This is a genomic window from Thermodesulfobacteriota bacterium (genome assembly GCA_031082315.1).
Taxonomy (GTDB): domain Bacteria; phylum Desulfobacterota; class QYQD01; order QYQD01; family QYQD01; genus QYQD01.
The window spans coordinates 93179-108255 of record JAVHLC010000002.1; the positions used below are offsets into that span (position 1 = coordinate 93179).

Below are 15077 nucleotides of genomic sequence, written 5' to 3' on the forward strand. Positions count from 1 at the left end.
AGATGATTACCCCGGCCACAAGCAGATTAAAAACCTCTTACAAAATATGCTTGCCATGTGCCCATATCTGGCATAAGTTAACAGTAACTACCCAAGTTCAAAGTTCCAGGGTTCACGGTTGAAGGTTAGAGAGCGACGGAGGTTGATATGAAAGGCGCAAAGTAGCTAACCCTGAACCGTGAACCTGACAACCTAATTTAAAATATTAATCTGCGAAAGGCAAGAGTACACAATGCCGCTTACAGCTACCGGCGGGGACCGGGACCCAATCCTCATCTGCAAGGTTATCTTCGACGTCCTGGATTCGGAAAATTTCATCGAGGCATTAAAGGCCCGACCTGATTTCAAGGTATTAGAAAAAAAGGGGGATGGGGCAACCAATATCCTTTGGATACACAACCCGGTTCGCCCAGGTCGAAGAAGTCCGCCTCTGGCGGATGTCGAACCTGCCTATGCCATGACCTGTGGCATAACCCGCCGGCAGTCAGGACCGGACAGGACACATCTGATAAGCGATGACGGTCAAACCCTATTAGGGATTATAACCCTGAGCCGCAAAAGACTTATTCTGGAATGTGTAACCAAAACACACGCCGCTATGGGACAAAAAATTCTATTAAAAGTTGCCGGGTCAAATCTACGCTACCGGATAACCACCTATGAAACACCCATCCGCCTGCGGCAGACAAAGAACAATGAAATTAATCCCCCCTCACCCCTCTTCCCTGACCACCTATCTCCCCATCTGCCGCCTGAATTCTTTAAAAGCTACTTTGAGGTGCACTGGGTTCATGAAAGAATCCCGGCACTGGACGGGCTGACGCCCCTCCAGTGCGCCCGCAGCAAACGCAAAAAAGAACGGGATAGATTGGCTGCTCTCCTGGCCATCTTCAAAAAGTCGTCGATAGGTCTCTATGATTTCAATCGTCTTATAGATATCCTGGGATTCAACGGGCACCCTCTGCTCCAGGAAGATCATATTACAAGGCAAAAGCTAAAAGAAAAAATAATGACCGTGATCGACAACAACCTGCGGTTTATCATGGCTATTAAGAAGGCGGGGGAGGATACCTCAACCACCCTGGCTCAAAGGCTGGCTGAAGTAAATGTCATGCTGCAAGGGCTTGTTTACTTCCTGGAGCAGGGTAAGAGGACAAAAACAGAGCTAACCGCTTTAACCAGGACACTGGAACAGATAGAAGAAATGACGCAAATTCTACAGACAGAGACCTTATCCGGCAACCCGCGCAGGAAAACAGTTGAAGGGCTAATCGGTGACCCTAACTGGGATCACCGCCAGGTCATTACCGCAGAGGTGGTTGATACCGTCACCTGGGAACTTGAGAAAGTTTGGTGTGAAAATATTGAGCAAAAACCTGTTAGCCCGCATACTTCGCTTACCACCGCGCTGAATAATATACCGGCCCTGTGGGTGACCGCCATTCAGAAACATCTTGATCTCCCGCAGGAAAACACAAAAAGAAAGAACATTAAAATTATTGCGGAGAATCTCTCCAGCCTCAAAATTTTAAACAGAATTATGGAGAGGTTAGCCGCACTATCTATGCCCGCGGTAAAGGCCTTAAACATAGTTTACACCCATGGCGGGATTTACCCTTATGACAAACTGACTGACCTCTTTGGTAGTGAAGAAACCGACGGATACTTCTGGGATAAAAGAAAACCGGCCTCCCCCCTGGGTCTCCTGCGGTCGCATGGCCTCCTCTTCGTTGGCCGGTCTAAAAAAGAGGGCGCTTATTATAAAATTGCCGTCATCCCTGCGGAGATCAGGCAAAACCTCTCTTTTTTGGAGGACATGCCTCTATAGCCGATATAAATGCAGCGCATCAGATGGCGCAGGCACGGCCTTTATCGTTTCGCAACCATCCCCGCAGATTGAAACCTGCACCTCTGGTTCTCCCCTTAACCGGCTATAACCAGCCACAATACCGGCGGCCTGAGACCTGTCGGAACAGGGAGCGGCCCCGCGTACCAGACCGGTCGGCCCTGCTCCACCGGTTATATTCATTAACAGATCACCCGGTTGAAAAAGGCCTTTAATTTCTTTATTCTCGGCCTCGTTTCTACCCACAACCAGCCAACTCTTCCCGGGGAGAAGAAAATGTCGTCCGACTTGCATGAGAAGGCAGGCGTTTTCCGTAATCACCGGCATGGCCCCAAAAAGATTCTTAATCCGCCGGGATAAAGCCGGGTCAGTGAGTACACACCCGCCGGCCGGTGCAGGGTAGTCATGGATGCCCAGCTCACGGGCCAGGGCCATCTGTTCTTTGCGCCCCCGGCCGCTTATGCCCAGAAGCCTGGTGCGATCCACCAATCCCTCTTCTTCCACACTGGTAGGCAGAAGCTTTAATGCGCTAAGCGGACGCAAGAGCAGGCCCGTAACCGAGGCATCCCTTTCTACTATGCGGAGTGTATCCCGGCGTTGGGACATGGGCCGCTGCCCCAGGACCTCACCGCTCACCAGAAACGAGGCCCCTCGCGAAGCCAGTTCCCTCCTGGCCCTTGTCAGCAGCAGGATCTTACAGTCCACACAAGGGTTAAAACAGCGTCCATAGCCGTGAGGTGGATTTCTTAAGACCTCTATAAAACTTCCCCCGACATCTATTACAGAAAGCCTTATTCCATACCGTCTCCAGACCTCTTCAGGATATGACTCCCGATCCTTCCTGCGGCCAAAGAAAGGAGAGACAAAATGTAAGGCCTCGACCTCTATCCTCTGCTGTTCCATTAACTTACAGACCAATATGCTATCCAGGCCACCGGAAAAGAGGGCCAGGGCCTTTACCTTGGTCAAAAACCCTATCTCCTTCGCCGCTCTATCATTTCCCGGGCATGCGCCCTGGTCTTTTCGGAAATCTCTACACCACCCAACATCCGCGCTATCTCTTGCACGCGCTCCTCCCCTGAGAGTTCTTTGACTATGGTTTCAGTGCGGGATCCCTTTTGCACCTTATCTACCCCGTAATGCCTGTCTGCAAAACAGGCAATCTGTGGCAGATGGGTGATACAGATAACCTGATGGCGGCCGGCCAGGTCCCCCAGCTTGCGTCCCAGTACCTCGGCTACGGCGCCGCCTATACCGGCGTCAACCTCGTCAAAAATGGTAGTTTCCACCCCATCCCTTTCTGTAAGGACGCTCTTCAGGGCCAGCGTGATACGGGAAAGCTCTCCTCCGGAGGCAATCTGCGCCAGTGGTTTCAAATCTTCGCCGATATTCGGGGCAATGAGAAATTGAACTTCATCGATACCATTTTCTGAAAGTATATCCCCTACCTCTTCCTTAAGCGGACTGAAATCAACCATAAATCTGGTACGAGGCATGTGGAGCGATTCCAGCTCCCGGCAGACTGCCTCTGCCAATTGTGAAGCCGCGGCCTTTCGCTTGGCCGACAAATCCAGCGCCCGCCGGATGACTTCTTCTTCGGCCCTGGCTACGGATGCCTCGAGACCGGCAAGTTCCTCTTGCCTTCCTTCTAAACCGGCCAGTTCCTGTTCTATCTCAGCGCTCAGGGCCAAGATTTTCTGGATGTCTCCGTCGTATTTCTTCTTAAGCCGGGACAGCTCCTGCAATCTATCTTCAAGGGTCTCCAGTCTCCCCGGGTCACTGTTAATCTTCTGCAGATAATCTCTCAATCGTAAGGCTATATCCTCTACCTGAAAAAAGGCGGTGTCCAGGGCCTCCACAAGCGGGGCCAGGGAACCATCGATCCCGGCCAATGATTGACCCAGTGTCCTGGACTCGCTGAGCTTCTCTGTCGCCGCACCGGATGAGGCATACAGTAAATCATAGGCGCGCTGGGCCCACTCGCGCAGTTTTTCCGCCGAAGCCAACAAAGACTTCTCCTGAATAAGCTCCTCTTCTTCACCAATCCGTAAATTCGCATTTTTTATCTCTTGCAACTGAAAGGCTAAAAGATCTTTACGCGCAGCCGCGGTGTTTTGCTGTTCAATCAGTTGGCGGCGCTGTTCACGAAGCTCCTGCCACTTTCGGTAATCCTTCTGTACCCCCAGGCGAAGATATGTCAATCCCCCGAAGGCATCCAAAAGAAGCAGATGATTTTGGGGACGCAAGAGGATTTGATACTCATGCTGCCCGGCGATGGAAATCAGTTCAGTGGCAAGCTGTGCTGCCATCTGCAGGGTAGCGGCCGTTCCGTTAATAAAAACCCGGCCTTTGCCGGTACGGGAAACAGTCCGCCGGATAATCAGGACCTCATCTTTGTCTATGCCAATGTCTGTTAGCTTCTGAGCCACCCGGCTGTCTTCCGGATACTCAAAATAAGCCTCTATCCTGGCCTCCTCCTTACCGGTGCGTATCAGGTGCGGGCCTCCCCGTCCACCCAGAACGAGCTGGATGGCCTGGATGATAATAGACTTGCCTGCGCCGGTTTCGCCGGAGAGGATGTTCAGCCCCGGGCCAAACGAAATCTTAAGGTTAGCGATCAGGGCAAAATCCTGGATGGTAAGTTCGAGCAACATAGATGAAAGGTACTTTAGTTTTATCCCATCATACATATTTCATTCAAGATTGCAATCCTCTCTCTGCCTAAATTTAGGAAAAAGGGGTTAATTCCCGATAAGATATCCAGTGCTCATCCGGAAACTACCGTTTCCGGTCGTGCCACAGGCAGATTCGCCGAGGCGAACTTCACGCTTTCAGCGATCAGCGATTAGCTGTCAGCATGTTTGTTATCCGTTATCCGTTAACCGTTGTCCGACATTTTCTTTCGGTAAACGGTCAACAGTGAACGGTGGACCGGCTTCATGCTGATAGCTCGTCCGGAATTTTTTGGTTTCCGGACGAAAACTATCCAATACCAGAAAGAGGGCATAGAGTTAAATGAACAAAAAAGAAAGAAGGCAAGTCTCCAGGAAGGCGGTCAGGCTTGAGATCTATTACTCAACCCCAACGGATATTTTTACCAGCCTCAGCCAAAACCTGAATGAAGGGGGCATCTTTATCGAAACCGACAGGCCTGCCCCTGTAGGGACAGTCGTTGAGATAAAATTTTATCTGCCCGGTGACCATAATAAGCCCATTGAGACGCATGGAGTGGTCGTCTGGTCCACGACCAGTCCCCCGGGAAAAGACACCGGGCATCCCCGGGCAGGAATGGGAATAGAATTTGAAAATTTAAGCGATCATGACAAGGAACGAATAAATAAATTTATCAGAGACATGAAGAACTGATACAAAGAGTTCAAAGTTCCAAGGTTCACGGTTCAAGGTTAGAGAGCGATGAAGATTGATATGAAAAGCGCAACGTAGCCAACCGTGAACCGTGAACCTGACAACCCGAGTAGTTACTCTTAAACTTTATATGGATTTACGGTCATAACCGGACAGGGAGCTGATTTTACAACCTGTTCGGCCACGCTTCCAAAAATGGCCTTGTCCAGCCCCTTCCGTCCGTGGGTGCCCATGACTATCAGATCAATCCTTTCTGTCGTGACTAATTTATTTATCTCCTCACCGACATCCCCAATCAGTACACGGGTTTCTAAATTTTTAAAACCCTCCAGGTGCTCTTTCACAAAGTTCTGCATGTTCTTCTCGGCGCCCCGAGACACCTCTGCTTCAAAGTTAGCTATCGAGGCATGTGGGATGTAAAAGCCGGAAAAATGCCCCAACCCCCTCACCACATAAACAAGATATAGTTTAGCATTAAACTTCTCAGCAAGGCTAACGGCATAAGGAACGATTTTTTTTGAACTCTCTGAAAAATCAACCGGACACAAAATCTTCTTAATTTCTTTCATGACCGCCTCCATGACTCTGGGATGTTGAGACAACTACCTTTATTATTTATGCTATCAGTTGTCATTTCCCCCTGTCAAGGCAAAAGCCCACTCTTAGGATGTGATCGGCAAGTTAACGATGCAGGTGGTGCCTTCTCCTACCTTACTCTTTATTTCGACAGACCCACCGTGGTCCTCGATTATCTTCCGCGAAATAGCCAGCCCCAGCCCTGTCCCTTTGGGTTTTGTGGTAAAAAACGGGTTAAATATATCCTGGAGATTTTCACCGGGAATCCCCTTACCGGTATCTGTAACCGTGATCTTAATTATCTGACCCTCCATATCCGTGGCAATGTCCAGCTTGCCGCCATGGGGCATGGCCTCGACCGCATTCTTGGCCAGATTGATAAGGATCTGCTTAAGCTGCCGGGGATCAAAAGAACTGGACGGAATATCAGGCCGAAGTGATTTGGTAAATTCTATCCCCTGTTTTTGAAGTTCTCCGGACATCAAGTTATAAACATCCAACGCCACCTCATTGATATTCTGTATGCTCTTCTGGGGCTGGGCCATTCTCGCAAAATCTGATACATCGACAAGCAAGCTCTCCAGCCGCCTTATCTCGTCGGTTACGATCTGCAATTTTTTCCTGTTCGGGTCTTCGTGCCCCAGGGACTCAAAGACCTGTTTGGAAAAACCGCCGATGAGCATAAGGGGATTCTTGATCTCATGCGCAATATGGGCGGCGCCCTTGCCGATAGTGGCTAACCTTTCCGCCTGCAGGTTCCTTTCGTACGCGCGGCTTAATGCCTCCCTGGATCTCTTTAATTCCGAGACCATGTGGCAAAAAGAATCACCCAACTGAACTATCTCATCCCCCACGTGCTCCTTATAGACTTGACATTCACGGCACTCATCAAGCTTGTCCGGGAACTTCCCCATAGGCTGGCCCTTACAGAGGGTGCCGTCAATAAACCAGCACATCACATCGGTGCGCCCATAGGCAGGGCATTCTTTCTTATCACAATTTTCCATTTCCCAGCACCTTACCTTCTTGCCTAAATCAAGCTTAACGTCCAGGTTGCCGCGGCTGACCTCGTCGGTCCACGCCGTGAGCACGGATATCGGGCGGGTAATGGATTTTGTGAGCCACTTATTTAAAAAAAAGCCTATGAGGGTAATAGAGATAATAAAATAAAAGAGGTCGCGACGCAGATGGCCAGCGACCATTTCTTCAATACGAGTCCATTTATAACCAACCGTCAAAACCCCCAGGATCCCTGGCTCTTCTCCATGGCATTTAAAACACGTCTTTTCATTAGGTATGGGCAGGGCATAGCGGAGGATTTTCTCCGCCTCCGCCGGATGTTCCACCCGCCGCACCTCCAGCCCCTTGGTCAGCTTACCGGTGCGTAAGGCCTCCAGAGTAATACGGGATTCCGTCACCCTCCCTATGTTGCCTTTTGCCACACCACTATAGCGTATAACACCTTTGGTATCACACAGATGCACAACGTCAATATCCCGTAATACACGCAGACGCTCTAATATGCTCTGAACCTGCTCCATCTCGCCGTCGAGCATCGGATATTCAACACTCTTCATGACGGTATCACTTGTTTCTGCGGCCTTCCTCTCCTCTTCGTCCAGGAAATCCTTACGGTGCGATATGACATCTATGTATGTAAAGGTGCCCATGCCTACAAGCAAGATCAGCCCTATACCCAACATAACCTTGAGCCGAAGACTGCTCAAGAGGAGGAAAGCCCTTAGTTTTTCTTTGAGATGCACCATTCAGACCTTCTTTCTGTAGTGAACGTCATTTGTCAACGGTCATTTCCCACCGTTAAAAGCGGCCAATCCTTTACAGTTGACCAATGACTAATGGCTGATGCCCGGCGACATTGCCTATAAATCAGTACCACCCTGGATGTCTATGTCCGCTATGACAGGTAGTGCAGAGATTTTTAGGAATGGTCAAAGTCCTCTGATGTTCCTCTTTCGTTGGGGCCTTAAGATGCAGGCTGGCCGGGCCATGGCAGGATTCACACTGTTTATTTGCCATATCCGGTGTTTTTTCCACACTGCAAAAACCGCCCGGCTGTCCAAAACCTGTAGTATGGCAGCGAAGGCAATTCGGATCACGGTCTTTCTTTCTCATCTGGATAATTCGAAAATTCTTGGAGTACTTCCACGTTAAGTATGTCTCTACCTCTTTAGGGTGACACTCTTTACACCTTGCCATCCCCACATAGGTAGCCTTGCCCTTTGCCGCCTGCGCTGTTTGTAAGGTAAACAACAAGCCCATACCGTAAGTAAAAAATAAGAAAGAGGCGATTATCATAATAAATATTTTCATTATCCCCCAACCCCCCGTTATTTGTTTTTATAACCGGTTGCAATAGTTATAAATTATACATTAAATGTATTTCCCTCCCCAGTCAAGCCCACAATAAACCATCCACAAATCAGGGCTGTAATACCGGGCATTTTGCTCTATTAATAATTATCCATTACGCCACAGAAAACCCTTGACTAATGAATGGTTATGGTCTATGAAAACACTGGTGAAGATTTTTAACCGGAGTCCGGAAAGGAGAGGTTAGAATGGATAAAACTGGCATTAAAAATGGACCACAGGCCTTAACCAGCCGTAGGGATTGTCTTAAGATTATAGGCATGCTCGGCCTAGGTATGGCCGTTCCCAATGTTTTTCCAACATCATCCGAGGCCAAACTTTCTAACGGTCTTAATCAGGTCAGCAGGACTATTCCCCTTATGGGCACTTTTGTCAATATAACCGTGCTGCATCCATCTCAGGACAAGGCCCTTGAGGCCGTGGAAAAGGGCTTTGCACGGATGGAGAAACTGGTCAAGGTATTTGACCGCTACTCTAACAGCACCCCGGTATCCTGGTTAAACCATAAGGGGCAGCTTAAGGATATCTGTCCGGAATTAGCACAGGTTATGAGCAAGGCTTCCTACTTTCATTTCCTGAGTCAGGGTTCTTTTGACATAACAGTCCAACCCCTTGTTGACCTCTATAAAGAAGCGTTTGCCAGAACCGGACATGCGCCGTCATCAGAAAAAGTCCAAGAAAAATTGTCCCTGGTTGATGCCGATAAGATACAGTTTAATAAACAAGGTATCCACTTTCTGAAAGAAGGCATGGGCATCACCCTTGATGGCATTGCCAAAGGTTACATCGTTGACGAAGCTGCCAATACCCTGAAAAAAATGGGCGTACAGTATGCACTGATCAATGCCGGTGGAGATATCCGGGCTATAGGCGGGAACGGTCCGAATAAGTCCTGGAAGATCGGCATCACCGATCCCAGGAAGCAAAAACCATATCTTCAAACAATAGCATTAAACAATGGCGCGGTGGCCACGTCCGGTAACTATGAGGTTTACTTTGATCGGGAAAAGCTCTACCACCACATTATTGATACGCATACCGGCCGGTCTCCCAGGGGTCTGGCCAGTGTAAGCATCACCGCTCCCACGGTTATGGAGGCCGATGCGCTTTCTACCACCGTCTTTGTTGAAGGCATAGAAAAAGGCATGCGGCTTGTAGAGGCATTGCCGAATGTGGAGGCTATGGTAATAATAACCAGCGGGAATAAGAAATTCGCTTCTAAGGGTTGGAAGACGGCCTAAGAAGCAACTTATCGATATATCAAAAACAAAAACGCCAGTTCATGTAGAATGAGCTGGCGTTTTTTATTGCTATTTCACCCTCCTCTACATCCCCTCCCATCTGTCCTCGGCCCGCCGTAGGCGGGCAAGGGGGGAATAATCGATAATCCCCTCTCCCCCCCTTTTGCGGGAGAGAGCATCTCGCCGTAGGGGCAGGGCTTGCCCTGCCCAACAAGGGCGCAGCAAGCGGCGCCCCTACGTTATGGAAACCGAACGGTTAGGGTGAGGGGGTATCGGACTTACGGCACCAACAGCGTCGGAAGCTCAGATGCCTCAGCTATGCGGTGTGAGACGCTACCGACAAAAAACTCCTTAACGCGATCCTTCCCTGTCGTTCCCTGTACAATCATGGTGGAGTTCAACTCCCGGGAAAGCCGTATAATCTCGCCGGCAGTACGCCCGGCAGTCAAATGGGGTTCGGCCTTGATCCCCGCCTTCTTCAGTGTCGCGCAGTATTTGTCCAGCCTCTCTTTACTCTCCTTTTCGATACGATTCAGCTCACTTTTATCGAGATTCTTGGATATCTTAACCCCAATGATATGGGCCACATCCACCTTATCCACGGCACCCTTCAGGGTTGTGATAAATTCAAGGGCATTCTTTGAAGGCTTCGACCAGTCGGTAGCAAACAAGGGCCGCTGGAAGGGATGTTCATTAACACGCCTTACACATTGTCCCTCCATATCACAATGAACCATATACTTGCTTATGAGGACCGGGATAGCCGTACTCCGGCGTAACAGGTCCAGGGTATGCGAGCCTACATAAACCCTTTCCAGGGCCGTCCGTTTTTTCCGTCCGGCTACAATCAGGTTGACCTTCTCCTTTTCAGCAATTCTGACCAGCTTTGGAACCGGCTCACCGACCTCGATGCGGATTTTACTATCTACACCCGCCTTGGAAAGGGCCTCCTGCCAGTCTTCAAACCGGATCCGGGCCTGCTCCCTGAGGCGCTCCTCTTCATCCTTCATGTAGCCCCCGTAAGGCACAAAGGCCACTTCCTCACGTGGAATTATGTAGGTAAGGATTACCTCCTTAAGCCCGGCCGCCTTCAAATCCAGAAGGGACTCCAGGGCGTCAAAGGCCAATTCCCTGAATTTAGTCGCAAACAGAACCTTTTTCATAGAGCCCTCCTTAAATGAAGAAGATATAGGTTATAACCACAAATGTTGTACACAATACCGGGATGGAATACTTAATCATATATCCAAAGAAGCTGGGCATTGGCGTACCGGCCTCCTCAGCAATAGATCTTACCATAAAGTTCGGGGCGTTGCCAATATAGGTGTTGGCCCCCATAAAGACCGAACCGCAGGAAATGGCCTTAAGATAAATAGCATTCTCTGCGATAAGCTTCGGCACCGCCTGTGCCTCCGGCATGCCCGGATAGTAACTGCCGAGCGCCGTGCTGAAGAATGTCAAATAGGTCGGGGCATTGTCCAGAAAGCTGGAGAGGATGCCCGAGGCCCAGAAATAGTGGGCCGGTTCCTTCACCGCCTCGATAAGGAAGGCCAGTTGTCCCTTGGTTCCTGCCTTCAGGATCAGAAGGCAAGGCACCATGCTGACAAATATACCGGCAAAGAGATACGCTACTTCCAGGATCGGGGCCCATGAGAAGTCGTTGTCTTCCCTGACCTTTTTAGAGGTAGTTACCAGCGAAAGCGCCCCCATAACGATCAGGATACCATCCCGGGCCAGGTCAGCCACAGACCGGTGTATGCCGAACATATTAATGGAACCCCAGTCCACCAGGCCGCTCATCAGCACTGCCCCAATGATACCGGCCAGAAAGAGGAAATTCAAGGCCCCGTCCAACCCCAGGGGCTCCTTGACGCCCTCATCCACAGGCGCGGTTATCCCTTCCTTTTTGTACATATAGGTGTCAACCACGAAATATATCCCCAGGACTATAGCGGCTACGGTCAGCATCTGCGGCAATATATTGAAGGTCCAGGTGAAAGGGACACCGTGCAGAAATCCGAGGAAGAGCGGCGGGTCGCCAAGCGGGGTTAAGGCCCCGCCGACATTGGCCACCAGGAAGATAAAGAATACGACCATAAAGCTCCGGTTCTTGCGGTAGTTATTGGCGCGGAGGAACGGCCGTATCATAAGCATGGCCGCTCCCGTAGTGCCCATCCACGAGGCCAGCGCCGTGCCTATGATGAGCATGACCGTATTTACTACCGGCGTGCCCCTTAGCGAACCTTTGAGGAGGATACCACCTGAGACGGTAAACAGCGCCCAGAGCAGGATGATAAAGGGCACATAATCCGCCACTATCACATGCATAAATTCATACACGGCCGTACCCGTATAGGCGATAACCATTGGAATAGCCACCAGCACCGCCCAGAAAGCGGAGACCTTGCCGAAGTGATGATGCCAGAACTTGGGCAGGAAAAGCGGCATAAGGGCGATGGAAAGGAGCATGCCCGCAAATGGTATGGCGCTATAAAGAGGCAGCACCTCTCCTAAATTAATCCCACCGTGCCCGGCCTCAGAGGCCAGCGCAACCGATGGAAACACGATTAGACATATCAGCAAAAAAAGCGACGACAACTTTCCTCGAGTCATAAGTATTCCCCTCCAGTATCCTCTACAGAATCTTATGGCTTTCCAGCTACTAAGCCACTACCTTTGTAATTATTGGATTGTAGGACTGATCTCCGCTATATTTGATGTGGGCATAATATTTTATGCCGATGAAGGTAAGCGCCACAAATAAAAGACTAAAAACGGCCCCTGAAATATCCTTATCGCCCAAAAACTGCGTGTAATAACCTATCAGCGCCCCGGCTACCAGACCAACCAGAGGAACAAGATATAAGATAAAAGACGCCTTTACTTCCCCCTCCACCTTGAGTGAGACGCGCACCCTCTCACCCTTGGAGGCCCCTACGCTATTTAATGCCGTAAGCACCATCTCGCCTTCACCAAGCAGCCCGCACGTCTTGTGGCTTGAGCAACTGTCACAGGCCGGACTGCACTTGATCCTGACCTTGGCCTGCTTGCCTTCAACGGCGATTACTTCGCCTTCTTCTTCGCGAATACGAGACATTTTTAATCCACAACCCAGACCGTGCAGTTTCGTGCGAAGCTTACCACCTTGTTCGAAATGCTGCCGAACATAAACTCCTTTATGGCAGAAACACCTCTTCGCCCGACGACAATGGCACTATACTTTCCTTCCTGGGCCTCAAACATGATGTCCCGGGCTATACCGACCTTCTTTACCTGGATCTTGACGCCTATCTTGTTATCCGGTATCCCTGCTCCCTCCAGAATCTTCCTGGCTGAAGCCGTAGCGGATTCCATTATCTTGCGCTTCTCTTCCGTAAGACCTTTTAACTCGGTTACCCGGCTCTGAAAAAGGGGAATCAGCGACGGCTCTTTTTCCAGGCCGGTGCCCGGCGCCTCCGGCAACACGCTAAAAAGGGTTATCTCCACGGCCTTTGGATTCACGGTATCAGCCACATACCGCACCGCCTTCGTGGAATATTCCGACTCATCCATCGCTATCAATATCTTCTGAGACATTCAACGCCTCCTCATACTACGGTGAAAACTAAGCTTTGAATAATACCGGTCGGGCACTTCTCAAAGCATGCCCCGCATCCGGTGCACTTTTTGGCATCCACTACGGAAAGGAATTTCACGATCTCAATCGCCTTTTCCGGACACGCCTTCTTGCACAGGCCGCAGCCCAGACAGCCGGCATCGCAGATCTCCTTGACCAGCTTGCCGACATCATGCGAAGAGCACAGACTAGCCGCTTTCTGCGATACCGGAACCACCTTAGGGATATGCCGCGGACACACCTTGACACACGTCCCGCAGGCCGTACATTTTTCATCATCTACTTTGGGCAGGCCGTCTTCCCCCATGCTGAGCGCCCCAAACGGGCAATTGGCCACGCATGTGCCCAGCCCCAGGCACCCGTAACTACAAGATTTATCACCGCCGGAGATCAGCATGGCCGCCCGGCAGTCATTAATCCCCATGTATTTAAACTTTCGTTCGGCCTTGGCACTGTCACCTTTACAGAAGATCCTGGCGACCTCGCGCTCTCCGACCGCCGCTGAAACACCTAACACCTGAGCCACGGCCGCGGCCGTACCGGCGCCGCCGGCCTTACAGGCATTGACCGGGGCTCTGCCTTCCACAATAGCCGCTGCGCAGTCGCTACATCCCGCATAACCACAGCCGCCGCAATTAGCGCCGGGCAGGACATCCGTAACCGCCCCTATCCGGGGGTCAACGTAGATGTAAAAGACCTTGGCGGCCACCCCCAGCACTACACTCAGCCCCAATCCCAGTGCCCCCATAGCTACGATTGCCGTAATTGTCGGTCCCATAACATACCACCCTCTTATTTCATTTTGTTCCTGGTAAACGTAAATCCATCAACCTACGCCGGCCAGTCCGAAAAAGGAAAGGCCTATCATCCCGGCCGTAATCAGGCCAAGCGGCACCCCGTCCAACAGCTTCGGTATATGTGCGATCCGCATCCGTTCCCTGATGCCGGCCATGATCACCATGGCCACGCTGAAACCCACCGCCGTAGCAATGGAATACACCACTGTATGCATAAAATCATAGTCTTCCTGGATATTCAGCACGGCCACACCAAAAATCATGCAGTTGGTAGTAATGAGCGGCAGGTAGATACCCAGGGCACGATATAGCCCAGGCGACATCTTCTGAAGGACCATCTCTACAAACTGGACCAACCCGGCGATGATCAGGATAAAGGCCAGGGTCTGGAGATATTCCAGGCCCAGGGTATCCAGTACCGCCTTCTGAAATATCCAGCAGAGAACCCCGGACAGGACGTTGACGAATATACAGGCGGCCGACATGCCGATGGCGCTGTCCATGGCCGTGGTAACCCCCAGGAACGGACAGTTACCCAGGAACCTTATCAAGAGGATGTTATTTATAATGATAGCTGAAAGTATAAACATGAACCAGCTTTGTTCCATAATACGACCTCTCCTTTCAGATTACTTCTTGGCTTCCATCTTCAGGGATATAAAGTTCATGATCCCGAGCAGGATTCCCAGGAGGGCAAAGGCGCCCGGCGGCTTGAGAAGGTACGGCATGCCCGGATAACCCTCGGGCATCAGCGGGATACCGAACCATGATCCCTTGCCCAGTATCTCACGGATAGTCGACACTACAGTCAGTGACATGGTAAACCCCAACCCCATTCCCAGTCCATCAACTAAAGAGAGTCCGACCGACTCTTTGCGGGCGAAGGCCTCCGCCCGTCCAAGGGGTATTCAGTTAACCACTATAAGAGGTATCCAGATACCGAGCACCAGGAAAAGCGGATAGAAATAGGCCTGCATCACCAGTTCCACTATGATGACCGCGCTGGCAATGATGGCGATAAAGACCGCTATCCTTACCTTATCCGGGATAATCTTCCTCAGCATGGAGATAAAGACATTCCCCATGGTGGTCACGAAAATGACCCCGGCCCCCAGCCCGATGCCATTGGCCACATCCGTGGTCACGGCCATTGTGGAGCAGAGACCCAGAACAAAACGAAATGGCGGTATCTCTTTCCAGAGGCCTTTGGTAAATTCCGATACGTAACGCGACGCCATCTATGA

Annotated in this window: 14 protein-coding genes and 1 pseudogene; 3 read left to right on the forward strand and 12 right to left on the reverse strand. The window is 50.7% G+C overall.

The genetic code is table 11. The features are described 5' to 3' along the window. The first annotated feature begins 232 nt into the window (after positions 1–232). On the forward strand, positions 233–1828 hold the full coding sequence (locus RDU59_02320) for a hypothetical protein (protein MDQ7837310.1): 1596 nt from the start codon (positions 233–235) through the stop codon (positions 1826–1828). On the opposite strand, the gene RDU59_02325 is transcribed toward RDU59_02320, so the two are convergent. Both RDU59_02325 and recN read right to left on the reverse strand, forming a co-directional pair. Then, positions 1823–2815 (reverse strand): thiamine biosynthesis protein, encoded by a 993-nt coding sequence (locus RDU59_02325; GenBank protein ID MDQ7837311.1) that lies wholly within the window; start codon positions 2813–2815, stop codon positions 1823–1825. The two genes, RDU59_02320 and RDU59_02325, sit on opposite strands and share 6 nt — an antisense overlap. Before the next feature lie 5 nt (positions 2816–2820). Further along, positions 2821–4536, reverse strand: a complete 1716-nt coding sequence (gene recN, locus RDU59_02330; GenBank protein MDQ7837312.1) for a DNA repair protein RecN — start codon at positions 4534–4536, stop codon at positions 2821–2823. A 325-nt stretch (positions 4537–4861) separates the two neighbouring features. Between recN and RDU59_02335 the strand changes: the two genes are divergently transcribed. Continuing rightward, the gene (locus RDU59_02335; GenBank protein MDQ7837313.1) at positions 4862–5212 is read left to right on the forward strand and encodes a TIGR02266 family protein; all 351 of its coding nucleotides are present in this window, start codon (positions 4862–4864) and stop codon (positions 5210–5212) included. A 119-nt stretch (positions 5213–5331) separates the two neighbouring features. Here RDU59_02335 and RDU59_02340 read toward each other — a convergent pair whose 3' ends face one another. From RDU59_02340 to RDU59_02350, 3 genes are all read right to left on the reverse strand, one after another. After that, positions 5332–5781 carry a universal stress protein gene (locus RDU59_02340; protein ID MDQ7837314.1) on the reverse strand — a complete coding sequence of 150 codons (450 nt, stop codon included), beginning with the start codon at positions 5779–5781 and terminating at the stop codon, positions 5332–5334. Positions 5782–5874: 93 nt separating this feature from the next. Further along, complete coding sequence (locus RDU59_02345) at positions 5875–7554, reverse strand: ATP-binding protein (protein ID MDQ7837315.1); 1680 nt, start codon at positions 7552–7554, stop codon at positions 5875–5877. A gap of 121 nt (positions 7555–7675) precedes the next feature. Continuing rightward, positions 7676–8119 carry a cytochrome c family protein gene (locus RDU59_02350; GenBank protein ID MDQ7837316.1) on the reverse strand — a complete coding sequence of 148 codons (444 nt, stop codon included), beginning with the start codon at positions 8117–8119 and terminating at the stop codon, positions 7676–7678. A 248-nt stretch (positions 8120–8367) separates the two neighbouring features. Between RDU59_02350 and RDU59_02355 the strand changes: the two genes are divergently transcribed. After that, positions 8368–9420: an FAD:protein FMN transferase gene (locus RDU59_02355; protein ID MDQ7837317.1), complete on the forward strand. Its 1053-nt coding sequence runs from the start codon at positions 8368–8370 to the stop codon at positions 9418–9420. 278 nt (positions 9421–9698) lie between these two features. On the opposite strand, the gene RDU59_02360 is transcribed toward RDU59_02355, so the two are convergent. The 7 genes and pseudogenes from RDU59_02360 to rsxE form a co-directional block, all read right to left on the reverse strand. Further along, complete coding sequence (locus RDU59_02360) at positions 9699–10583, reverse strand: universal stress protein (GenBank protein ID MDQ7837318.1); 885 nt, start codon at positions 10581–10583, stop codon at positions 9699–9701. A gap of 10 nt (positions 10584–10593) precedes the next feature. Next, on the reverse strand, positions 10594–12033 hold the full coding sequence (locus RDU59_02365; protein MDQ7837319.1) for a sodium:proton antiporter: 1440 nt from the start codon (positions 12031–12033) through the stop codon (positions 10594–10596). A gap of 49 nt (positions 12034–12082) precedes the next feature. Then, positions 12083–12517, reverse strand: a complete 435-nt coding sequence (locus RDU59_02370) for a SoxR reducing system RseC family protein (GenBank protein MDQ7837320.1) — start codon at positions 12515–12517, stop codon at positions 12083–12085. A gap of 2 nt (positions 12518–12519) precedes the next feature. Next, a complete protein-coding gene (locus tag RDU59_02375) occupies positions 12520–12996 on the reverse strand; it encodes a universal stress protein (protein ID MDQ7837321.1) in 477 nt (158 codons plus the stop codon). Positions 12997–13007: 11 nt separating this feature from the next. Further along, positions 13008–13814 (reverse strand): RnfABCDGE type electron transport complex subunit B, encoded by an 807-nt coding sequence (locus RDU59_02380; protein ID MDQ7837322.1) that lies wholly within the window; start codon positions 13812–13814, stop codon positions 13008–13010. A gap of 48 nt (positions 13815–13862) precedes the next feature. Beyond that, entirely contained in the window at positions 13863–14441 is a 579-nt protein-coding gene (locus RDU59_02385; GenBank protein MDQ7837323.1) for an RnfABCDGE type electron transport complex subunit A, read from the reverse strand. A 21-nt stretch (positions 14442–14462) separates the two neighbouring features. After that, positions 14463–15071, reverse strand: a pseudogene (gene rsxE / locus RDU59_02390) (electron transport complex subunit RsxE). Positions 15072–15077 lie beyond the last annotated feature (6 nt).